Genomic DNA, 22,188 nt, shown 5'->3' on the forward strand with positions numbered 1-22,188 from the left:
AGCAGCCCCCATCTTGGTTTCAAGCTTACTTCCATCTGTTTCCGGCCTTATGGCCGCCGTAGAGGCGAAATCATGAAGACAACCATCGAATTGCCTCTCCTGCCATTGCGTGATGTTGTGGTTTATCCGCACATGGTTATCCCGCTGTTCGTGGGGCGCGAGAAATCTATCGAAGCCCTCGAGGCCGCGATGACGGGCGACAAGCAGATCCTTCTGCTGGCTCAGAGAAACCCTGCTGACGACGATCCCGGTGAAGACGCACTTTATCGCGTAGGTACTATCGCGACGGTTCTGCAGCTGCTGAAGCTGCCTGACGGCACGGTCAAAGTGCTGGTTGAAGGCGAGCAACGGGGCGCGGTCGAGCGTTTCAGTGAAGTCGACGGCCATTGCCGTGCCGAGGTTTCGCTGATTGACGAAGTCGAAGCTCCCGAGCGCGAGTCGGAAGTGTTTGTCCGCAGTTTGCTGTCGCAATTTGAGCAATACGTTCAGTTGGGCAAGAAGGTTCCGGCTGAAGTCCTGTCGTCGCTCAACAGCATCGATGAGCCAAGCCGCCTGGTCGATACCATGGCCGCGCACATGGCGCTGAAGATCGAGCAGAAGCAGGAAATCCTCGAAATCATCGATTTGTCGGCCCGGGTCGAGCACGTTCTGGCATTGCTGGACGCCGAAATCGATCTGCTGCAAGTCGAAAAACGTATTCGTGGCCGCGTCAAAAAGCAAATGGAGCGCAGCCAGCGCGAGTACTACCTGAATGAGCAGATGAAGGCCATTCAGAAAGAGCTGGGCGATAGCGAAGAAGGCCATAACGAAGTCGAAGAGCTGAAAAAGCGCATCGATGCCGCAGGTTTGCCAAAAGACGCGCTGATCAAGGCCCAGGCCGAGCTGAACAAGCTCAAGCAAATGTCACCGATGTCTGCCGAAGCGACCGTTGTACGGTCCTACCTCGACTGGCTGGTTCAGGTGCCGTGGAAGGCGCAAAGCAAGGTTCGCCTGGATCTTGCGCGCGCAGAAGACATTCTCGACGCCGACCACTATGGTCTGGAAGAAGTCAAAGAGCGGATTCTCGAATACCTCGCCGTGCAAAAACGCGTGAAGAAAATTCGCGGCCCGGTGTTGTGCCTGGTTGGTCCTCCAGGGGTTGGTAAAACCTCCCTGGCGGAGTCGATTGCCCACGCAACAAACCGCAAATTCGTACGCATGGCCCTCGGTGGTGTACGCGACGAGGCGGAAATTCGTGGTCATCGCCGGACTTATATCGGTTCGATGCCAGGAAGATTGATTCAAAAGATGACAAAGGTTGGCGTGCGCAACCCACTTTTCCTGCTCGACGAAATCGACAAGATGGGCAGCGACATGCGTGGCGATCCGGCGTCGGCTTTGCTGGAAGTGCTCGATCCTGAGCAGAACCACAATTTCAACGATCACTATTTGGAAGTCGACTACGACCTGTCCGATGTGATGTTCCTTTGCACCTCGAACTCGATGAACATTCCGCCGGCGCTGCTCGACCGGATGGAAGTGATTCGTCTGCCGGGTTACACCGAAGACGAGAAGATCAACATTGCCGTCAAGTACCTTTCGCCCAAGCAGATTCAGGCCAACGGCTTGAAAAAAGGCGAGCTGGAATTCGACGCCGAGGCGATCCGCGACATCATTCGTTACTACACCCGGGAAGCCGGTGTCCGTGGGCTTGAGCGCCAGATTGCCAAGGTTTGCCGCAAGACGGTCAAAGAGCATGCGATGGAAAAACGCTTCTCGGTGAAGGTCACTGCCGAGCTGCTGGAACACTTCCTCGGCGTGCGTAAGTTCCGCTACGGCCTGGCCGAGCAACAAGACCAGATCGGGCAAGTGACGGGTCTGGCCTGGACTCAGGTGGGCGGCGAGTTGCTGACCATCGAAGCTGCGGTAGTGCCGGGTAAAGGTCAGTTGATCAAGACCGGTTCGCTGGGCGATGTCATGGTCGAATCGATCACTGCAGCGCTGACGGTTGTTCGCAGCCGCGCGAAAAGCCTGGGGATCCCGCTGGACTTCCACGAGAAGCGCGACACCCACATCCACATGCCGGAAGGGGCGACGCCCAAAGACGGTCCTAGTGCGGGTGTAGGCATGTGCACAGCGCTGGTGTCAGCTTTGACCGGGATTCCTGTGCGTGCCGATGTTGCCATGACCGGCGAAATCACCTTGCGCGGCCAGGTTCTGGCGATCGGTGGTCTTAAGGAAAAACTGCTGGCGGCCCACCGCGGCGGAATCAAGACGGTGATCATTCCTGAAGAGAACGTTCGCGATTTGAAGGAAATTCCTGACAATATCAAGCAAGATCTTCAGATTAAACCGGTTAAATGGATTGACGAAGTCCTGCAAATTGCGCTGCAATACGCGCCGGAGCCCTTGCCGGATGTGGCTCCCGAGATAGTTGCAAAGGATGAGAAGCGCGAGTCTGACTCTAAGGAAAGAATTAGCACGCACTAGTACGTATTAGCCTGGGGGGCTTTCTTGACAGCTTTTTAGAGCCCTTGTTATAAAGCGGCTCTTAAGTGTCTGTAGGCCATTCAGCACTCGTTTTTGCTTTCACCAAAAAACTTAGAATCATCTCAAATAGATATAAGGGGACTTAGAGTGAACAAGTCGGAACTGATTGATGCTATCGCTGCATCCGCTGATATCCCGAAAGCCGCTGCTGGCCGTGCGCTGGACGCTGTAATCGAATCCGTCACTGGCGCTCTCAAGGCTGGCGACTCTGTTGTTCTGGTTGGTTTCGGTACTTTCTCCGTCACTGATCGTCCAGCTCGCATTGGTCGTAACCCACAGACCGGTAAGACGCTGGAAATCGCAGCAGCTAAAAAACCAGGTTTCAAAGCCGGTAAAGCACTGAAAGAAGCTGTTAACTAAGCCTCACTCGGTTTTTTGCCTATCCGGGTCGGGGTCATTCCTGACTTGGCAGCGGAGCGGTAGTTCAGTCGGTCAGAATACCGGCCTGTCACGCCGGGGGTCGCGGGTTCGAGCCCCCGTCCGCTCCGCCAGTTACGAGAAGGCGCATCCTCGGATGCGCCTTTCTTCTATCCGGATTCTACCCACGCTCCACGGTTGCCTAAATTGAAGTTCAACCGTTTCTGGGGGACGCATGCTGCAGAATATCAGGGACAATTCACAAGGCTGGATTGCCAAGACCATTATCGGGGTCATCGTTGCACTGATGGCTTTGACCGGTTTCGACGCCATTTTCAAAGCCACTACCCACCGCAACGATGCGGCCAAGGTGAATGGTGAGGAAATCAGCCAGAACGAGCTGAGCCAGGCGGTTGATATGCAACGCCGTCAGCTCATGCAACAGCTGGGCAAGGATTTCGATGCTTCCTTGCTGGACGAAAAAATGTTGCGCGAAGCGGCTCTGAAAGGGCTGATCGACCGCAAACTGTTGCTGCAAGGCGCAGAAAAATCGAAATTCGCTTTCTCCGAAGCTGCACTGGACCAAGTGATCCTGCAAACACCTGAATTCCAGGTCGACGGCAAGTTCAGTCCTGAGCGTTTCGATCAGGTGATTCGTCAGTTGGGCTACAGCCGTATGCAGTTCCGCCAGATGCTGGCTCAGGAAATGCTGATCGGCCAACTGCGTGCCGGTCTGGCAGGTAGCGGTTTCGTTACCGATGCTCAGGTTCAGGCTTTCGCCCGTCTGGAAAAGCAAACCCGCGATTTCGCCATCCTGAGCGTCAAGGCAGATCCAGCGGCTGTGAAACTGACCGACGAAGAGGTCAAGGCTTACTACGACGAGCACGCCAAAGAGTTCATGACGCCGGATCAGGTGGTCATCGATTACCTCGAGTTGAAGAAGGCTTCCTTCTTTGATCAGGTCGCCGTCAAGGACGAAGACCTGCAAGCGCTGTATCAGAAAGAAACTGCGAACCTGGCCGAACAACGCCGGGCTGCGCACATTCTGATCGAAGTGAATGACAAGGTGAACGAGGCGCAAGCCAAGGCGAAGATCGAAGAGATTCAGGCACGTCTGGCCAAAGGTGATAGCTTCGAGGCCCTGGCCAAGGAGTTCTCGCAGGACCCAGGTTCGGCAGCCAATGGCGGTGACCTTGGTTACGCTGGCCCAGGTGTTTACGATCCGCTCTTTGAGAAAGCGCTGTATGCGTTGAACAAGGATCAGGTATCGGCGCCGGTGCGCACTGAATTCGGTTTCCACTTGATCAAGCTGTTGGGTGTTGAAGCACCTCAAGTGCCAAGCTTCGCCAGCCTGAAAGACAAGCTGACCAAGGAACTGAAAACCCAGCAGGTCGAGCAGCGTTTTGTTGACGCGACCAAACAGCTGGAAGACGCCTCGTTCGAAGCCTCCGATCTGGTTCAACCCGCTCAGGACCTGAAGCTGACCGTTCACACGTCCGCGCCGTTTGGCCGTGAAGGTGGCGAAGGTATCGCGGCCAACCGCGCCGTGGTCACTGCAGCATTCAGCCCGGAAGTACTGGATGAAGGTGCCAACAGCACCGGTATCGAACTGGATCCGGAAACTGTCGTGGTGCTGCGTGCCAAAGAGCATCGCAAGCCTGAACAGCTGCCGCTGGAAAGCGTCGCTGCGAGCATCCGCGTGCAATTGACCAAGGAGCACGCCAGTGCTGCTGCCAAGACCAAGGCTGATGAGCTGATCGCCAGCCTGCGCGATGGCAAGACGCCGCTCGCCGGTCAAAGCTGGAAAGTCACCAACGCGGCGACTCGCGCTCAGGAAGGGGTTGACCCAACCGTGCTGCAAGCGTTGTTCCGCATGCCAAAGCCTGCCGCCAAGGACAAGCCGACATTCAGCAGCGTGACCCTGACCGATGGTAGTCTGGTGATCGTACGCCTGAACGGGGTGAACGAAGCCGCTGCGCCTTCTGAAGAAGAGAAGGCTCAGTATCGTCGCTTCCTCGCATCGCGCATTGGCCAGCAAGACTTTGCTGCCTATCGCAAGCAGCTGGAAAGCCAGGCCGACATCAAGCGTTACTGATGCCTGACTGACTCCGTTGGTGGTAAACAAAGACCCTGGCCGAAAGGCCGGGGTCTTTTGTTTTGTGCGGTTCAACGGCTGGCAGGATTCTGTGGCCATCCAGTCGCCACGCGGTGGCCAAATTGCGGGTGTTTATCGATCATGTGTGCGTACGACTTTTTCCGGTAAACGATGGTCAGTAGACTTGTATCGTTTACAAGACACTAATCCATGCGCCGTTACGGGGTGATCTGTTGCACAATACACCCCGGATCGTTTTCTTCAGGATGTTCAATGTTCAAATCATTCCACGTGCGTGCCGCCGGGCTGGCGTTGGTACTGGCGGCTGCAGCCGGTTGTACCAAGGAACAGGCCATCTATGAGCATGAAAATTTCGATGATTCCGGGACGTTTTCACGCAAATACCCGGTTACCGATGTCGCTTCCTGCGAGGCCGCTCGTCGGGCGTTGTTGAGCCAGGGCTACATCATCACCAGCACTGACCCGAAACTGGTCAGCGGTCACAAGAGCTTTCAGCAGACCGGCGACACGCATATGGAGATCAGCTTCAACGTGGTCTGCGCCGAAGACAGCAAGCATCATGCGACGATGTTCGCCAATGCCTTGCAGGACCGCTATGCGTTGAAGAAAACCAACAACTCCGCCAGCCTGGGCGTCGGTGTGCTGGGCTCGGTGTCGATGCCGATTGGTTCTTCCGATGACTCGATGGTCAAGGTTGCCAGTGAAACCGTGTCGTCCGGGAAGTTCTACGAGCGTTTTTTCGCGCTGGTCGAACTGTTCCTGCCACCTGAAGCGAAGAAAGAAGCGCATATCGTCGAGAAGCCAAAGACCGATCTGGGTGTGCCTGAACCCACGCCAGCCCCTGCAGCGCCAGAACCCGCGCCCGCAGCGACGCCAGCGCCAGCACCGACTCCAGCACCGGTCGCACCAGCGGCGGCCGAGCCGGTGACGGCTACGCCAGCTCCAGCGGTGAGTGCGCCGATAGAGCCGGTCTCTGCCGCATCGGCGCCTGTGGCGTCGTCGATTGCACCTGCGAGCAATGTCGAGCCGACACCGGCCTCTGAAGTCATCACGCCTCCGGCGAATCCGAGCTCGTTGCCGGCGCCGACCGAGCCGATTCCGGCATTGCCATCGTCCGGCAAGTAATCTGAATCCGAGCGCTGCGGGGCGAGTCCCGCAGCGGTTGTTCAGAATCATCTGCGCCACCAAAGGCTGATCTTCATCAGCTTTTATTCAACGTCTCCCGTGATAAATTCTTGAGTGCCTGCTACGTTTTATTAGCAGGACGCTTGCGCATGCCCGCGTCATTTTTCTTTCATACGGGCACTTTATGCTGATGGCGAAGGTCATTGGTACAGCGGTATTAACTCGACTCAGAAGGACATCCCGATGGACGATTATCAAGAAGAGCTGCTCGAATATCAGGCATTTGAACTGGACCCACTGGAACCAGCCGAAGACGCCACCGAGTTGTAACAAAGCAGCTGCAGGCATGCCGCGTCAGGCTGATTGCCTGTGACTGCGACGGAACTCGCCAGGTGTCTGGTTGTTCCAGCGTTTGAAGGCGCGCTGAAAGGCTTCGGCCGAGGCAAAACCCAGCAGGTAGGCGATCTCGCCAAAGGCCAGTTCCGTGTCACGGATATAGGTCATGGCCAGATCGCGGCGGGTGTCGTTGAGAATGGCGCGAAATTGCGTACCTTCTTCGGCGAGCTTGCGACGCAAGGTCCAGGTCGGCAGCTTCAGGCGTGCCGCCACTTCTTCCAGGTCGGGTTCACGACCACCATTGAGCAAAGGCCCCAGCAACTGAGTGATGCGTTCACGCAGGCTGCGGGTGCGGGTCAATTGCTCCAGTTCCCGCTCACATAGCTTGAGCATCAGACGCCAGGTACTCGGGCAGTGCTCGGGGTTGCGCAGGGCCAGGTTGGCCTGACTCAGCCTGAGTTGATTGTGCTCGGCGCCGAACTGGATCGGGCAGTCGCCCAGCAGCGCGTAACGCTCGCGGTAATCCGGCTCGGCGAACTCGATGTCGATGCGTTCAGCGCGTAGCGGCTCAGGGCTCAGGCTGGACAACTGCTGCAACCAGCCGGCGATGATCGAATCCACCACAAAGCGGTTATAGGCGTTGTACGGGCTGATGGAATAGAACCGTAGCCACGCGCCCTGGGCATCTTCATGGAAACTCGACTGGCCGCGGTAATTGGAGCCGTACAAGGCTTCGAAGCGAATCAGGCAGCGCGCCGCTTCGCGCACCGTCGGTGCCTGAGCGGCAGTGATCCCGGCCAGCCCGACCTGGCTGAGGCGGCTGAGCTGGCCCATGCGCAGACCCAGTGCCGGGTCGCCGGTCAGTTGAATCGCCGCATGGCCCAGGCGCATGTAGCGCGGAATCGACAGCCGGGCGCCGGCTTCGGCTAACCGCGCCGAGTCAAGACCGTATTGTTCCAGCAGCGGTTGCGGGTCCAGACCGTGGCTGCGTACGGCGTCAGCCAGGCTATGGACGAAGCCGACCGACAGATCCCCGAGGCGCATCGGCTGTGGTTTCATCACTTACAACCAGATATTCAGCAAACGTGCACCATGGGCTTCGCGGTCGGCGAAGTGTTGGCCGTTGCTGCTGAGAAAGCTCTGGCCGGCGCTGCCCTGATCCCAGAATTGTCCGCGCAGGAATACGCTGACCCCGGCGCGGGCCTGACTGACCGGACGCTGACTGGTCAGCGTCAGGCGATGCCAGGCCTGGCCTTCGCTGAGCTCGCCGGGCTTGAAGCTGATTTCACTCGGAGTCGACGGTCCTTTGTAACCGCTCCAGGGTTTGTCCCAGGCCCCACGGCCTTTGATAAAGGCAGGCACGGCAATCAGCTGAGCGCCCTGGTCATTGAGCTTGCGGTAATTGTCCGGATACCAACTGTCGTTACCGATCAATACGGCCAGACGTCCGGCCGGCGTGTCAATGACATTGACCCTTTGATCGGTGCTTGGCTGGATGAAGCCCTGCTCATCGAAGGTCGGGCTCAGCTGACGCTGTGGCTGGCCGATCGGCAAGCCATCGCGACCGAACACCAGACTGCTGTTGTACAGCGCGCCACGGCCGATTTTCAGCGTGCCGTCGCTGACACTCGGCTCGGGCAACACGATGCTGCCCGCCACCAGGGTGATGCCGAACTCTTTGGCCAGCCCGCCAAACAGTGCCTGGTACTGTTTGGCCATGCTTTTGGCTTTCATGCGCAGGTGTGCGTCATCCAGGCGGCTGTCACCCTTGGCGCTGATCAACGCGCGCAAAAAGGACAGGGGATTACTCACCGCCAGCCAGTTCATGGCTTCGTCCTGTGTGCTGGCCTGATACAGCTCGTCTTTTTCACCGCTGAGCATTAACCAGGTACCGATGTGTTCCGGCAGCACGACGATGGTTTTTTCGTTCAGCAGGCCCTGTTCGTGAGCCTGCTGCAAATAGGCCGCGAGCTTGCGGTGCAGGTGCTCGGGGCTTTGATAGTCGGTGGGAAACAGCTCGGGCTGAATGCCCAGCAGGTTGCCACGGTCCGCCGGAACGCCTTGGTCAACGGCGAGTTTGATGCGCAGGTCCGAGAGGTAATGGCCTTCCGGGCGATCAGCGGTCCACATCGCGTACGCGGCAATGACGGCGATCAACGCCATGGAAGCGGTCAGGTAAAGAAGTTTGCGCATGGGGAAACGCTAAGCAGCCGTGTGCAGGATTCGCCGACTAGGGTAGGCCCCATGCCGACGAATGCCAAGAGGTGCTGCGCGTTTGGATCAATAAGTTGTCAGTTACGGTCATTGAGCGATGACGGGCCTGCTCTTAGTCTGTGGCACATAACCGATGGGCGCCAAAGAGCGCCCGCACTTTTTCGTGATTGTTCGTTGTGGAGCTACCGATGACCGCTGCTCATTACCCGCACCTGTTGGCCCCGCTGGATCTGGGTTTTACCACGCTGCGCAACCGTACTCTGATGGGCTCGATGCACACGGGCCTTGAGGAGAAGCCCGGCGGTTTTGAGCGCATGGCGGCGTACTTCGCCGAACGTGCTCGCGGTGGGGTTGGCCTGATGGTCACCGGCGGTATTGGGCCGAACGATGAGGGCGGGGTTTACTCCGGCGCTGCCAAGCTGACCACTGTCGATGAGGCGCTCAAGCATCAGATCGTCACCCGTGCGGTGCACGAGGCGGGTGGCAAGATTTGCATGCAGATTCTCCACGCCGGGCGTTATGCCTACAGCCCGAAACAGGTCGCGCCGAGTGCGATCCAGGCACCGATCAACCCGTTCAAGCCTAAAGAGCTCGACGAGGAAGGCATCGAGAAGCAGATCAGCGACTTCGTCACCTGTTCGACGCTGGCGCAAACAGCCGAGTACGACGGCGTCGAGATCATGGGCTCCGAAGGTTATTTCATTAACCAGTTCCTCGCTGCCCACACCAACCACCGCACCGACCGTTGGGGCGGCAGCTACGAAAACCGTATGCGCCTGCCGGTGGAAATCGTTCGTCGCGTACGCGAAGCGGTGGGTCCGAATTTCATCATTATCTTCCGTCTGTCGATGCTCGATCTGGTGGAAGGCGGCAGCACCTGGGAAGAAATCGTTCAGTTGGCCAAGGCCATCGAGCAAGCGGGTGCAACCATCATCAACACCGGGATCGGCTGGCACGAAGCGCGGATTCCGACCATTGCCACCAAGGTTCCGCGGGCCGCGTTCAGCAAGGTCACGGCCAAGTTGCGTGGGGAAGTCGGTATTCCGCTGATTACCACCAACCGCATCAATACCCCGGAAGTCGCCGAGCAGATCCTTTCCGAAGGCGACGCCGACATGGTGTCGATGGCGCGGCCATTCCTCGCCGACCCGGAGTTCGTCAACAAGGCCGCCGCCGGTCGCGCTGATGAAATCAACACCTGCATCGGTTGCAACCAGGCCTGCCTGGACCACACCTTCGGTGGTAAGTTGACCTCGTGCCTGGTGAACCCGCGGGCCTGTCATGAAACCGAACTCAACTACCTGCCAGTGCAGCAGATCAAGAAAATCGCCGTGGTTGGCGCAGGTCCCGCGGGTTTGTCCGCGGCAACCGTGGCCGCCGAGCGTGGCCATCAAGTGACGCTGTTCGATTCCGCCAGTGAAATTGGTGGCCAGTTCAACGTCGCCAAGCGTGTGCCGGGCAAGGAAGAGTTCTTCGAAACCTTGCGCTACTTCAAACGCAAGTTGCAGACCACCCATGTCGAGGTGTGCCTGAATACGCGGGTCGATGTCGCGCAACTGGTGGACGGCGGTTATGACGAGGTGATTCTGGCCACCGGTATTGCGCCGCGTGTGCCGGCGATTCCGGGCGTCGAGCATGCCAAGGTGCTGAGCTACCTGGACGTGATTCTCGAGCGCAAACCGGTCGGCAAAAACGTTGCGGTGATCGGTGCTGGCGGTATCGGTTTTGATGTCTCGGAATTCCTTGTGCATCAAGGCGTCGCCACCAGCCAGGACCGTGAAGCGTTCTGGAAAGAGTGGGGCATCGATACTCACCTTGAGGCCCGTGGTGGTGTCGCCGGGATCAAGGCCGAGCCTCACGCGCCGGCACGTCAGGTGTTCCTGTTGCAGCGCAAGAAATCCAAGGTCGGCGATGGTCTCGGCAAAACCACTGGCTGGATTCACCGCACGGGGCTGAAGAACAAGCACGTACAGATGCTCAACAGCGTCGAGTACCTGAAGATCGATGATGAAGGTCTGCATATCCGCATTGGTGAAACCGGTGAACCGCAGCTGCTGCCGGTGGACAACATCGTGATCTGCGCTGGACAGGACCCGTTGCGCGAGTTGCACGACGGCCTGGTGGCGGCCGGACAGAACGTGCATTTGATCGGTGGTGCGGACGTGGCGGCAGAGCTGGATGCCAAACGTGCGATCAATCAGGGTTCGCGACTGGCTGCTGAGCTCTGATAGTGACAGCAGGTTAAGCGTGCCAATGGCTATCGCGAGCAGGCTCGCTCCCACAGGTTCTGTGTTGTTCACTGAATGGTGGTTCAACTCTGAACACCTGTGGGAGCGGGTCTGCCCGCGATGGCGTCCTGTCTGCTGCTAAGATGCCGGTTCTTTCCCAAAGAGCCGGCATCAATGCTTTCTCCTCCTTTCGACTGGCTCCCCCATGCCCCGCTTGAACGTCTTCACCTGGACTGGCTCACCAACGCCGGTATCGAGGTGGCGGTATTGCGGCTGGACCGGATCGACCCGCTGATCTCCGGTAACAAATGGTTCAAGCTCATTGATCACCTAAGGGTGGCTCGCGAGGCGGGTGCCGAAGGGGTGATCAGTCTGGGCGGCGCCTGGTCCAATCATCTGCATGCGCTGGCGGCGGCGGGTAAACGCTTTGGCTTTCCGACCGTCGGCCTGCTACGCGGGCATCCGCAAGACACCTCGACCGTGCAGGACTTGCAGGCCTTTGGCATGCACTTGCACTGGTTGGGTTACGGCGGTTATCGCGCACGCCACGAACCGGGTTTCTGGCAGCCATGGCAGGCGCAATACCCGCATCTGCATCCAGTCCCCGAAGGCGGTGGCGGTTTACTCGGCGCGCGCGGTTGTGGGCAATTGCTGACGCAGGTCGGCGAACAGTTGAGCGAGTTGGGTTGGAATGACCACGATGGCTGGTGGCTGGCCTGCGGAACCGGCACTACGCTGGCGGGGTTGGTGCTGGCCGAGGCCCAAAGGCATCCGGTGTATGGCGTGCTGGCGGTGCCCGATGATCATGGCGTGGCGCAGCAGGTCGAAGCGATTCTCGATGAATGCGGCTTGCCGGACCGGGGGTATGAGCTGTTTGACGGCAGTCGTGGTGGCTTCGCCAAAGTCGATCCCGTGCTGTTGGGGTTTATCGAGGAGACCGAGCAGGCCTGTGGTATGCCACTGGAACCGCTATACACCGGCAAGGCGCTGTTGGCATTGAAACTACAGATCGAAGCCGGGCGTTTCGCCCCCGGCACACGCTTGATCTTTGTGCACACCGGCGGCTTGCAGGGGCGCCGGGGTTTTGCGCCTCTCAGTCAGGGCTGATGCGCTTGGGCATCATCCGCAGCAGGGTGTTATCGCGCACCACGTAATGGTGATACAGCCCGGCCACGGCGTGCAGGCCGATCAACCAATAGCCGATGGTGCCCGCGAGCTGGTGCCAGCCCTGGATTTGCTTGGCCAGCGGCTTGTTTTCCCCGATCAGCAACGGCAGGTCGACGCCGTAGAACATCACTTGCTGACCTTTGGCGCTGGTAACCAGCCAGCCGAGAATCGGCGTGGCAATCATGAATATATACAGCGCCCAGTGCATCAACCGGGCAAGCACGGTTTGCCATTGGGGCGAGGCCGGGAAGATTTTTGGAGCGCTGCCCAGACTGCGGGCGAACAGCCGCAACCAGACCAGTACGAACACCGTCAGGCCGAGCATGTAGTGCGCTTCCGTGATCAGGGTCCGCCCGCCACTGCCCTTGGGAAAGATCCCGCGCAGTTCGATACAGGCGTAGACCACCGCCAGCAGTACCAGCATCAACCAGTGCAGCGCGATTGATACGGTGCTGTAGCGTGATTCGGAATTCTTCCAGGGCATACGGTTTTCCTCGCTTTTCAGGTCTGAAGTCTCCGTTCTTATGCGACGGAGTGCTTTAACTGTAATCCTGTTTGCGTGGATTTGCCTGAGTCAGATCAGGCTTTTCTGCCTCTTCGAGCGCTCTGCGACAGATGCTTGGGCAAAAAACAGCGCCAGCCCCGTTCAAGGGCTGGCGTTTTTTTGCGTTACGGCGCGGCAATCAATTGCTTTGCGGCATTTCACCGTTGGCCAAGCGCTTGTTGATGTCGGCGATAACTTCCGGCAGGTCGGTGATGGTGTCGATCATGTAGTGCGGGCGTGAGCTTTCGAACATCGCGTGAATGCGTTTGCGTTCGCTGGCGAGGGTGTCGCTGCCCAGCGCTCGATAATCGTCGTAAGTCAGGCCCAGCGCGTTACCCGAGCAGATCAACGCGACGGTCCACATGCCGGCACGGCGACCTTCGAGAATGCCCGGCACGGTGTCGTCGATCTTCACGCAGGCGGCGACATCGTCAATGCCCAGGGCGATCACGTTGGCCAGGGCTTGAGCCGGCCATGGGCGGCCATTTGGCACTTCGTCGGTGGCGACCACGTGGTCAGCCACGTAGCCATTCGTGGCGGCCAGTTCGACGACTTTGTCCATGACCTGCTTCGGATAACCGGAGCACGAGCCGATTTTGATCCCTTGCTGGCGCAGGTTGGCGATGGTCTCCAAAGCCCCCGGGATCAGCGCCGAGTGCTCGGCGATTTTTTCGATTTGCAGCGGCATGAAGCGTTTGTAGAGGGCGGTCACGTCATCGTCAGTCGGCGTACGACCGAAGACCTTGCGATAACGCTCGGCAACTTCGGGCTGATCGCAGAGCGTGCGAATGTGCTCCCACTTGCCCATGCCCATCGGCCCGCGGGCTTCTTCAATGGAAACCTGGACGTCGAATTCGGCAAAGGCTTCGACGAAGATCTGGGTCGGCGCGAAAGAGCCGAAATCGACCACGGTGCCGGCCCAGTCGAGGATGGCGGCTTGCAACTGGGTTGGGTTGTTGTAGTTCATGGTGATCAGAATCCTGTGAGAGCTAACTGTATGGAATGATCTTTGTGGGAGCGGGCTTGCTCGCGAAGAGGGCCTGACATTCAGTAATGATGTTGGCTGACAGATCGCTTTCGCGAGCAAGCCCGCTCCCACAGGGGAATGTGGTGTTTCAGATATCGAGGACTTCCATTTCGCGCAGCACCTCGGCGATGGCAGCTACAGCCGCTCGCATCTCGGCCTGATTGACGTGGCCGATGCAGCCGACGCGGAAGGTTTCGACCTGGGTCAACTTGCCCGGGTAGAGGATGAAACCCTTGGCTTTCACACGTTCGTAGAACGCTTTGAACTGGTAGTGCGGATCTTTCGGCGCATGGAAGGTAACGATGATCGGCGCCTGGATCGCGGCAGGCAGGAAGCTGCGCAAGCCGAGTTTGGCCATTTCATCGAGCAGCACCTGGCAATTGTTCGCGTAACGCTGATGCCGCGCTGGCAGGCCGCCTTCTTCGTTGTATTGCAGCAGCGCTTCGTGCAGCGCCGCGACCACGTGGGTCGGCGGGGTGAAGCGCCATTGGCCAGTCTTGGCCATGTAGGTGTATTGATCGAACAGGTCCATCGCCAGTGAGTGGGAATTGCCGGCGGCATTCGCCAGGGCGGACTTGTTGGCGAAGACGAAACCCATGCCTGGTACGCCTTCCAGGCATTTGCCCGAGGCGGCGATCAGTGCATCGAATGGTACTTGCCGAGCGTCGATCGGCAGTGCGCCAAAGGAACTCATGGCATCGATGATCAGGCGTTTGCCGTGTTGGGCGATGACGTGGGCGATTTCCGGCAAGGGATTAAGTATCCCGGTGCTGGTTTCGCAGTGGATCAGCGTCACGTGGGTAATGCTGCTGTCGGCTTGTAGCAGGCGGTCGACGTCGGCGGCGGTGGTCGGTTCGTCTTCAGCCGTTTCGAACGTACTGAAGGACCGACCGAGCACTTCGCAGATCTTCGCCAGGCGTTTGCCGTAAGCGCCGTTGATCAGCACCAGCACTTTGCCATCGCGGGGCACCAAGGTGCCGATGGCCGCTTCGACGGCGAAGGTGCCGCTGCCCTGCAACGGCACGCAGTGGTGGCTATCGGCACCATCGATGATTGCCAACAGCTGTTCGCAGAGGCTGGCGGTCAATTGGTTGAAGCGGTCATCCCATGAGCCCCAGTCCACCATCATCGCCTGACGGGTGCGCTGCGACGTGGTCAATGGGCCGGGGGTCAGCAGGATGGGTTCGGCGGTACTCATTCGGGTGTCCTCGCAATCAGTGGGATGAAGCTGCGGGAGATAAATTGCAATTTGCCGTTCCATCAATCAAATTGTTTGTTGTTATGCCAACCATCAGTAAGGCCGATAGCTATGAACCTGTTCCAACTCCGTGCATTTGATGCCGTGGCCCGTGAAGGCAGTTTCACCCGCGCCGCTGCTCGTCTGTTCATCAGCCAACCGGCGGTCACCGGGCATATCAAGGCGCTGGAGGAGCACTATCAGATCACCCTGCTGCGGCGCACTGCGCGGCGGGTCGAGCTGACGGAGGAGGGCACCAGGCTTGCGGCGATTACCCGGGCGATGTTCGGCCTGGCCGAAGAGGCGCAAGTGATGCTTGAGGCCAACCGGCAACTGTTGACCGGTCGCCTGGAGGTGGCGGCGGATGGTCCGCACCTGGTCATGCCGATGCTCGCCAGCCTGCGTGCGCGGTATCCGGGGATCACCGTGAATCTGCGGTTGGGCAATGCCCAGGAAACCCTCGCGGCATTGTTGTCCGAGCACGCCGACGTGGCGGTGCTGACCGAGGTCGAGCCGCGCAAAGGCTTGCACCTGCAAGCCTTGAGCGAGTCACGGATCTGCGCGCTGGTGCCGGAGGGGCACCCATGGTCGACGCTGCGCGAAGGCGTGGCGCTCAAGCAACTGGATCAGGTGATCATGGTGTTGCGCGAGCCGAGTTCGATCACCCGTCGCACGTTCGATGAGGCCTGCGCTCAGGCCAGGGTCAGTCCTCGGGTGCTGCTGGAACTGGACAGCCGGGAGGCGGTGACCGAAGCGGTGGCGGCCGAGTTGGGGGTGGGCGTGGTGTCTTCAGTGGAAGTCAGCCACGACCCGCGTGTGCGGGCGGTGCCGATTATTGGCGACGGACTGCTCAACCGGCACATGATCGGCTGCATGGAGCGGCGCCGGGATTTGCGCTTGATACAGGCGTTTTTCGATCTCGCACCGACCTGACAGACCGCGGCGCGGCCATCGCGAGCAAGCTCGCTCCCACAGGTTTTGTGCGGTCCTTGTGGGAGCGAGCTTGCTCGCGATGAGGCCGGCACTGACTACACATGGCTCTCGCGCACCATCCAAACGTCAATAGAACCTAGGGAGCAGCATCCGGACGGTTCACCAGCCAATCGAACAGCAGACGGGTTTCACGGGGCGGACGGTGATTGCTGGCGGGATTGGTATTGTTGATAAAACTCAGGCGCTGCTCGCTGTTCCAGAATTGCTGGAAGTAATCGGCCAGCGCCACGCATTGCCCCGGATACAGCAGGCAGAGTTGTTCGGGGGTACGGATGAACTCGTTGGTTAGACGCTGTTTTTGCTCAACCGTCAGCGACAGGTTGCCCAGTGCCCGGCTTTTACCGGTCATCACCACATCGTCACGGTTGAGGCTCCCCAGCTCCTTGAGCCCGGGGCGCGGCATGCGCACGATGTACCACGTGGTGTCGGCCAGGCGTTCGGTGGTGGCGGGAGGCCGTTCGAACAGGTAGATCTCACCGCTCCAGCTAGAAGCCGGTGGTGGCGCCTGCTCAGTGGTAACCAGCTGAGGCTCTGACGGGGGGATGCTTGCAGGATTCACGTTCAGGCAATCGCCATTGCCGCTGAGGCTCATGGGTTGATCATCGGCCCTTTGCAGCGGCTCGCCCGGTTGTACGCCAGCGAAACCTGTGCAGAGCACCGGCCGATCAGGATCACCATCGAGGAAACTCACATGCACCTCGCTGCCAGCCAGTGGCAAGCTCGAGCGCCCCGTCCCGGCGTGTGCAATCGGCAACCAGATGCTTGAGGAGCCTTGCCCGCCGGATTGCGGCTCCGGCCACAGGCAGATGTTGATTCGCCCGTGTTCGTCGACGTGCGGCGGCTTTCCGACCATGCCGAGGACCTGAGCCATCTGGTAACCACTGATACACGGCCTGGAATGTTTGAGGGCCGGTCGGAACGCGGTTGACCAGGGAATGGCCTTGAACTGATTGCGATAACCCTTGGTTTCAGGCAACGCCGTGTCGACATCAGGCTGTTTGCCCTGATGCAGCACTTCACTTAATAACCATTGATCGTTGAACGCCGGGACGGGATGCGCGGTGACTTGCAGCAGCCGGCCGCTGAGCAGTTCGGGCAGCGTACTGTGGCCCTGGATCTGGCGATGCAGGCTGCGCAGCCGCTCGAGCTCGCGGCGACCGAGCTGGTTGCGCCGGGCCTTTTGGGGAGTGATTCGGCCCGTTGGGTGCAGGCTGTCGAGGTCTGTCTGGTTTGCAGAGTCTCCAGGTTCGGTTGCCGCGAGGTGAGTTCTGGCGTGCTGCTGGAGTGTTGTTCGCGGCCCGGTGGTCAGCCGGCTATGGCATTGAAAGAGCTGGCTGATCCGTGGCTGTTGGGCATTCAACGCGCTGGGGTGAAAAGCACTCTCGACCGGCTGCTGCGCAAAGCTTTCACAGTCATCGGCGAACACCAGCACATGCCCCTCGCATTGGTGTTCGAAGTGATAGTGGATGCCTTCCTCTTCGCACAGTCGTTGCAACAGGTGCAGATCGGTTTCATCGTACTGAATACAAAACGGGCGCCGCGGATACTCACCGTTTGGTAGCTCAAAACGATAACTGTCGGGCGGCAGTCGATGCTCTGCCAGCAGCTGGCGCAGGATCTCTGGCACGCTCAGTTGCTGGAATACCCGTCGACAGCGCTGTTGCTCCAGCGCAAGCAGGCGGGGGGCCAGGTTCAGGGTGTAGCCGATCTGCTGCGCGCCGCAGTACTGCAGGCCGGCGCTGTGGATGATGCCGTGAATGCCAGTGTTGTGGCTCAGGTGCAGAAATGCCGGCTGATGTAGCAGTTGCTCCAGATTCATTGCGGGCAGTGGGCCGAGCATTTCGATGTCGAATCGATAGACCTGGTTGAGGGCTTCGCGACCGCTGAACTGTCGGACCTGAAAGCTTGACGCGAGCTGGGTGAGCGTCAGGGTGAAGGGACTTTCCATGTCGTTGCGCATCAAACACTCTTCTGCCTTGAAGTACGGGGCACAGAGGTTACGAAACACTGGCGCTCAATAGTCACGGTAAACCGACATTTCAGAAAAGCCCTACAACAGGTTGTGACGATGTCGATCGCTCACAACACTTTTTGGTCGATTGCCAACTTTTTGCCGTATAAACTTGCGCAAAGCGTCGGCCAATAGATGTCTCGGCGCCACAGATCAAGAGAGTGAGTAATGGGCGCACAGTGGAAGGTTAAACACAAAGAAGCGGCAGCCAACGCCAAGGGCAAGATCTTCGGCAAACTGGTGAAGGAAATCACCATTGCTGCACGTAACGGCGCTGATATCAGCACCAACGCGCACCTGCGACTGGTGGTCGAACAGGCCAAGAAAGCCTCGATGCCGCGTGAAACCCTGGAGCGTGCCATCAAGAAAGGTTCGGGCCAGCTCGGCGAAACCGTGCAGTACCACCGCGTGACGTACGAAGGTTTCGCCCCGCATCAGGTGCCGCTGATCGTTGAGTGCGTGACCGACAACATCAACCGTACCGTGGCGGAAATCCGCGTAGCGTTCCGTAAAGGGCAGTTGGGCGCTTCCGGCTCCGTGGCCTGGGACTTCGACCACGTTGGCATGATCGAGGCGTCCCCGGATACCCCGGATGCCGATCCGGAAATGGCCGCCATCGAAGCCGGTGCACAGGATTTCGAGCCGGGCGAAGACGGCGCAACCCTGTTCATCACCGAAGCCACCGACCTCGACTCGGTACAGAAAGCCTTGCCTGAGCAGGGTTTCACGGTGTTGTCGGCGAAGCTCGGTTACAAGCCGAAGAACCCGGTCAGCGGTTTGACCGACGCGCAAATGGAAGAAGTCGAAGCCTTCCTCGAAGGCCTCGATAACCACGACGACGTGCAGGACATGTTTGTCGGGTTGGCGGGTTAAGCCGGCGGCTACTGTCGTCTGACAGGCTGTCTTCGCGGGCATCATTGCGATGCCCGCGTTTGTTTCAGGCCGCGCGCAACGCGGCTTCGACTTCCTCAAAACCGGGCCGCGCCAGCACATCCGGCTGACAGCAGCGGCTCTGCAAGTCGATCAATCGCTCATGGCGTTCAACACTCAAACCTGAGTCGATCCGCTCCAGCAACTCACCCAACAGAATCCCGAACGCCCGCACTTCGATGCGTTGCAGCGCGCGCGTCTCAAGCGTGTCTGAGGTGGCATGGAAGGACGCCGCGCCAAAGTCGCCCAACAGGCAATCGCCGTGCTCATTCCACAGCGTATTGTGGCCATACAGGTCGCCGTGGGTGATGCCTTGCTGATGCAGGTGCGCCGCGGCCGAGGCAATGCCGCTGGCGATCCGCAGCGCCACTGTTGCACTGAAGCGCGTGTCCTCTGTGTACACATCACGGCTGCAAGAGGCCAGGCTCGGCAACGCTGCCAGGTTGCGATAGCTCGGCTCGATCAAGTGCATGACCAGGCCCGCCTGCGCCTGCGGATGCCCGACGATCCGGCCCTCGACCTTGATCAGATTGGGATGAATGCCAGCGGTGATGCAGGCATTCATTTCATGCAGCGGTGAACCGTCGCTGGTCATGTGCCCTTTGTAGAGTTTCACCGCAACCTTGCGCTCAGGTTGAGACGGCTGTTCCCACAATGCCTGGTGAATCACCCCGGAAGCGCCTTCGCCCAGTTGTTGCTGCAGGTGCAGTTGCGACCAGGGAATGTTCGCCGTGGCTTCAAGGGCGGCGGCATCGGCCTCGGTTTCCAGCGGGTTGCCGGCGTACGCCAGCCATGCCAGCCCCGGCAATGTCAGCAACCACTGTGGTAGCTCGGTCAGGCGGTTGGCGGCGATGCGGATCAGTTCCAGCTGATGGCACTGGCTCAGGCTTGCGGGAAGGCTTTGCAGGTGGTTGCCGGCCAGCATCAGTTTTTGCAGGTGCGGCCGTTCGCCCAATTCGCTCGGCAACTCGCTGATGCAGTTGTCGGTCAGGATCAGCCAGCGCAGCAGCGGTGGCAGGGCAGCGGCCGGCACTCGCTCCAGACGATTGGCCTTGAAACCGATCATCGTCAGTTGCGCGCACTGGCCGAGGCAGGTCGGCAGTTCGCGGAACTGATTGTCCGAGCAAAACAGTACGCGCAGATGCGTCAGGCGATGCAGGTCATCCGGCAAGCTGCTCAAGGCATTGCCGCTGAGGTTAAGCACCTCCAGCGTGTCTGCCAGGTCGAAGATTTCCCGGGGAAACTCGGTCAGCCCACACGACAGATCCAGACGTTTGAGCCCCGCAAGCGCGCCGGCCTGCAGTTGTGCAAGGGTATGCATGAACACATCCAACCAATGAGAAGAGAACGGCGTGTAGCCCACAAAAAAGCGCCGCCATGATAACGACAAAACCCGCTGCGCTGGACGCTTTATAGCGCCGGCCCGACGTCCACCCGTTGCCCCCGGATGAAAGTCACGAATTGTTCGACAAAAACAGGCGGTCGGTAGCGCCTTTTGCCTTTGAAAGTCGCTGGGACTTTCAAAGGCTTCTGTGTCACGACATGCAGTGAACGTGGCAAATACCCATGTTACTGGCGGATTTGTCCTGCGTTGCTAACCTGACCCTAAGCACATCACCCTCAAAAGGATTGAGGTTGTGAACAGATTCAGGGTATTGGCAGTCATGAGCGTGATGCTCAGCGCGACGGCATTGGCCGCAGAACTCCAGATGGAGGTGCGCGTCAATGTGCAGCGTGGCTGCCAGTTGGTGGGGCAACAGCATGGCGCCGGCATCGAACAGCTCGGTGTGCTGGACTTCGGCAGCACCGCGCGCCTGGACGACCCGGCAGGCCCCCTGAGCGCAGCCTTGGTCAGCGGACGTCTGCCACGGCTGGAATGCAATCCCGATACTCCTTATCAATTACGCGTCGACGGTGGCCTGCATGGCGGTGTCGGCGAGGTGCGCTATCTGGCCGCCAGTGCCGAACACGGCAAACCCATTCCCTACCGACTGTTCCAGGACGCCGCGCGGCGGGTGCCGCTGCCGGTGAATGTTCCGTTGAGCGGGCGTGTGCCGGATTCAGGTTTGGTGGATTTGCCTTTATACGGGCGCATTGAGCGCCTGGCCGAGGTGCCGCGGGTCAGCCGCTATTCCGACCTGGTGAAGGTCACAGTCACCTGGTAGCGACGTTTGTGTATGACCTGCCTGGTGGACCCGGGCAGTGCAGGGAAGGGCCATTCGCAGGCGAAAGGTCGCTGGTTTCAATCCTGATGGAATTAGGATCGATGCAATGAATAAACAACACCGGGCGCTGTTTGCCTTGGGCGCTTTGCTCTTGTTGGCGGATGACGCGTACGCGACGGTTAGCGGGCAAATTCACGTGCGCCTGTTGATCATTGCCGGCTGCGAAGTGACCAAGGGTGTCATCGACCTCACTAACCCGGTCGCAGGCTCTGCTCTGCTGGACTTCGGTGAGCAGGGGCCAACCTGGACCCATTCGCTCAAGGCGGGGCTCGGCGACGCAGTCGACAGCAAGCTGGAAGTCTCCTGTAATCCTTCGGTCACCGGTTTCACCGTGACCATTGATGGCGGCGCTCATGGCGACGGCACCACCCGACGTCTGAGCAACGGCCTCCAGACCATTCCTTATCGACTGTTTCTCGATGCTGCTGGCAGTGACAGCTACAGCATCGGGCAGCAACGCAATTTCGCGGTTGCCCAAGGCGTCCAGGTACCGATCCCGGTGTTTGGTTCAGTGGTCGTGAATACCCGAGCAGTACCGGCAGGGGTCTACACCGACACCCTGAAGGTACGGCTGGATTGGTAAACCTCAAGAGGACGAACCTCATGCATATGTTTATTTCCAGGATTGCCTTGTCGTTGCTCGGTCTGGCGCTGGTCACCAGTGCGCAGGCCGTCACCACCGTCACCGGGCAGATTTCCGCCAACCTGACCCTTACTGCGGCCTGTCAGGTCAACGGAGCCGGTACGGGGGGAGGGACTGGCATCAACTTCGGTACCTTGAGCTTCGGTACAGCGACCAGTCTGTTTACCACCGCCAGTGGTCAGGTGCTTGGTGGTGGAGGCGGGGCGCTGTCGATTCTGTGCTCCAGCGGTACCAGCCCTACGGTCAAGGTTCGCGCGGGCACCAATGACGGTCTATCAGCCGGTGGTACGCGGGCATTGGCCGATGGCAACGGTAACTTCGTGGCGTACGACTTGTACACCGACTCCGGGCACACGACGCTACTGGCGATCGACGGTGTTATCAACATCGACACTAGCTCTGGCTTAGCACAAGCGGTGAACATCTACGGTAAAGCCGTGGGCAAGGCGGGCCTACCGGCGGGGAGCTACACCGACACCGTTGCGGTTGAACTGGCTTTTTAGCGG

At 59.3% G+C, this 22,188-nt stretch carries 18 protein-coding genes, 1 tRNA gene and 1 pseudogene; 13 read left to right on the forward strand and 7 right to left on the reverse strand.

Annotated elements, in window-relative coordinates:
* Window positions 1-72: 72 nt before the first annotated feature.
* The 6 genes and pseudogenes from lon (at window position 73) to AC1RKH_RS23460 (ending at window position 6,127) form a co-directional block, all read left to right on the forward strand.
* A complete protein-coding gene (lon, locus tag AC1RKH_RS23435; protein WP_493063790.1) occupies window positions 73-2,469 on the forward strand; it encodes an endopeptidase La in 2,397 nt (798 codons plus the stop codon).
* Between the two features lie 147 nt (window positions 2,470-2,616).
* On the forward strand, window positions 2,617-2,889 hold the full coding sequence (locus tag AC1RKH_RS23440; RefSeq protein WP_002552737.1) for an HU family DNA-binding protein: 273 nt from the start codon (window positions 2,617-2,619) through the stop codon (window positions 2,887-2,889).
* 53 nt (window positions 2,890-2,942) lie between these two features.
* Window positions 2,943-3,020: transfer RNA gene (locus tag AC1RKH_RS23445), tRNA-Asp, on the forward strand.
* 101 nt (window positions 3,021-3,121) lie between these two features.
* Window positions 3,122-4,981, forward strand: coding sequence for a SurA N-terminal domain-containing protein (locus AC1RKH_RS23450; protein ID WP_493063789.1), 1,860 nt, complete (start codon window positions 3,122-3,124; stop codon window positions 4,979-4,981).
* A gap of 86 nt (window positions 4,982-5,067) precedes the next feature.
* Window positions 5,068-5,163 (forward strand): annotated as a pseudogene (locus AC1RKH_RS23455) (LysR family transcriptional regulator); the annotation flags it as partial.
* A 91-nt stretch (window positions 5,164-5,254) separates the two neighbouring features.
* Entirely contained in the window at window positions 5,255-6,127 is an 873-nt protein-coding gene (locus tag AC1RKH_RS23460; RefSeq protein WP_493063788.1) for a DUF2242 domain-containing protein, read from the forward strand.
* A 354-nt stretch (window positions 6,128-6,481) separates the two neighbouring features.
* Here the strand turns inward: AC1RKH_RS23460 and AC1RKH_RS23465 are convergent, their stop codons facing one another.
* Entirely contained in the window at window positions 6,482-7,522 is a 1,041-nt protein-coding gene (locus AC1RKH_RS23465; RefSeq protein ID WP_493063787.1) for an AraC family transcriptional regulator, read from the reverse strand.
* Between the two features lie 3 nt (window positions 7,523-7,525).
* A complete protein-coding gene (locus AC1RKH_RS23470; RefSeq protein ID WP_493063786.1) occupies window positions 7,526-8,656 on the reverse strand; it encodes a nitrilase-related carbon-nitrogen hydrolase in 1,131 nt (376 codons plus the stop codon).
* A 209-nt stretch (window positions 8,657-8,865) separates the two neighbouring features.
* Here AC1RKH_RS23470 and AC1RKH_RS23475 point away from each other — a divergent pair, with 209 nt between their 5' ends.
* Both AC1RKH_RS23475 and AC1RKH_RS23480 read left to right on the forward strand, forming a co-directional pair.
* Window positions 8,866-10,905, forward strand: coding sequence for an oxidoreductase (locus AC1RKH_RS23475; protein WP_493063785.1), 2,040 nt, complete (start codon window positions 8,866-8,868; stop codon window positions 10,903-10,905).
* 174 nt (window positions 10,906-11,079) lie between these two features.
* Window positions 11,080-12,012 carry a 1-aminocyclopropane-1-carboxylate deaminase/D-cysteine desulfhydrase gene (locus tag AC1RKH_RS23480; RefSeq protein ID WP_493063784.1) on the forward strand — a complete coding sequence of 311 codons (933 nt, stop codon included), beginning with the start codon at window positions 11,080-11,082 and terminating at the stop codon, window positions 12,010-12,012.
* Here AC1RKH_RS23480 and AC1RKH_RS23485 read toward each other — a convergent pair.
* The 3 genes from AC1RKH_RS23485 to AC1RKH_RS23495 all read right to left on the reverse strand — a co-directional run bounded on the left by AC1RKH_RS23485 (window position 11,999) and on the right by AC1RKH_RS23495 (window position 14,841).
* Entirely contained in the window at window positions 11,999-12,556 is a 558-nt protein-coding gene (locus AC1RKH_RS23485; protein WP_123426350.1) for a cytochrome b, read from the reverse strand. The genes AC1RKH_RS23480 and AC1RKH_RS23485 overlap by 14 nt on opposite strands.
* 199 nt (window positions 12,557-12,755) lie before the next feature.
* Window positions 12,756-13,583 carry a phosphonoacetaldehyde hydrolase gene (gene phnX, locus AC1RKH_RS23490; protein ID WP_493063783.1) on the reverse strand — a complete coding sequence of 276 codons (828 nt, stop codon included), beginning with the start codon at window positions 13,581-13,583 and terminating at the stop codon, window positions 12,756-12,758.
* Between the two features lie 148 nt (window positions 13,584-13,731).
* Window positions 13,732-14,841: a 2-aminoethylphosphonate--pyruvate transaminase gene (locus AC1RKH_RS23495; RefSeq protein ID WP_493063782.1), complete on the reverse strand. Its 1,110-nt coding sequence runs from the start codon at window positions 14,839-14,841 to the stop codon at window positions 13,732-13,734.
* Window positions 14,842-14,952: 111 nt separating this feature from the next.
* Here AC1RKH_RS23495 and AC1RKH_RS23500 point away from each other — a divergent pair, with 111 nt between their 5' ends.
* Window positions 14,953-15,813: a LysR substrate-binding domain-containing protein gene (locus AC1RKH_RS23500; RefSeq protein ID WP_493063781.1), complete on the forward strand. Its 861-nt coding sequence runs from the start codon at window positions 14,953-14,955 to the stop codon at window positions 15,811-15,813.
* 136 nt (window positions 15,814-15,949) lie between these two features.
* Here AC1RKH_RS23500 and AC1RKH_RS23505 read toward each other — a convergent pair whose 3' ends face one another.
* Window positions 15,950-17,833 carry a type VI secretion system Vgr family protein gene (locus tag AC1RKH_RS23505; protein ID WP_493063780.1) on the reverse strand — a complete coding sequence of 628 codons (1,884 nt, stop codon included), beginning with the start codon at window positions 17,831-17,833 and terminating at the stop codon, window positions 15,950-15,952.
* Window positions 17,834-18,052: 219 nt separating this feature from the next.
* Here AC1RKH_RS23505 and AC1RKH_RS23510 point away from each other — a divergent pair, with 219 nt between their 5' ends.
* Window positions 18,053-18,757 (forward strand): YebC/PmpR family DNA-binding transcriptional regulator, encoded by a 705-nt coding sequence (locus tag AC1RKH_RS23510; protein ID WP_123426356.1) that lies wholly within the window; start codon window positions 18,053-18,055, stop codon window positions 18,755-18,757.
* Between the two features lie 64 nt (window positions 18,758-18,821).
* Here AC1RKH_RS23510 and AC1RKH_RS23515 read toward each other — a convergent pair whose 3' ends face one another.
* Window positions 18,822-20,135, reverse strand: a complete 1,314-nt coding sequence (locus tag AC1RKH_RS23515) for a leucine-rich repeat-containing protein kinase family protein (RefSeq protein ID WP_493063779.1) — start codon at window positions 20,133-20,135, stop codon at window positions 18,822-18,824.
* A gap of 343 nt (window positions 20,136-20,478) precedes the next feature.
* Here AC1RKH_RS23515 and AC1RKH_RS23520 point away from each other — a divergent pair, with 343 nt between their 5' ends.
* The 3 genes from AC1RKH_RS23520 to AC1RKH_RS23530 all read left to right on the forward strand — a co-directional run bounded on the left by AC1RKH_RS23520 (window position 20,479) and on the right by AC1RKH_RS23530 (window position 22,185).
* Window positions 20,479-20,979, forward strand: a complete 501-nt coding sequence (locus AC1RKH_RS23520; RefSeq protein WP_493063873.1) for a Csu type fimbrial protein — start codon at window positions 20,479-20,481, stop codon at window positions 20,977-20,979.
* A 106-nt stretch (window positions 20,980-21,085) separates the two neighbouring features.
* Complete coding sequence (locus AC1RKH_RS23525; protein WP_493063778.1) at window positions 21,086-21,622, forward strand: Csu type fimbrial protein; 537 nt, start codon at window positions 21,086-21,088, stop codon at window positions 21,620-21,622.
* A gap of 20 nt (window positions 21,623-21,642) precedes the next feature.
* Window positions 21,643-22,185: a Csu type fimbrial protein gene (locus AC1RKH_RS23530; RefSeq protein ID WP_493063777.1), complete on the forward strand. Its 543-nt coding sequence runs from the start codon at window positions 21,643-21,645 to the stop codon at window positions 22,183-22,185.
* Window positions 22,186-22,188: the final 3 nt, after the last annotated feature.

This window comes from Pseudomonas sp. GW822-FHT06B12 (genome assembly GCF_058799675.1).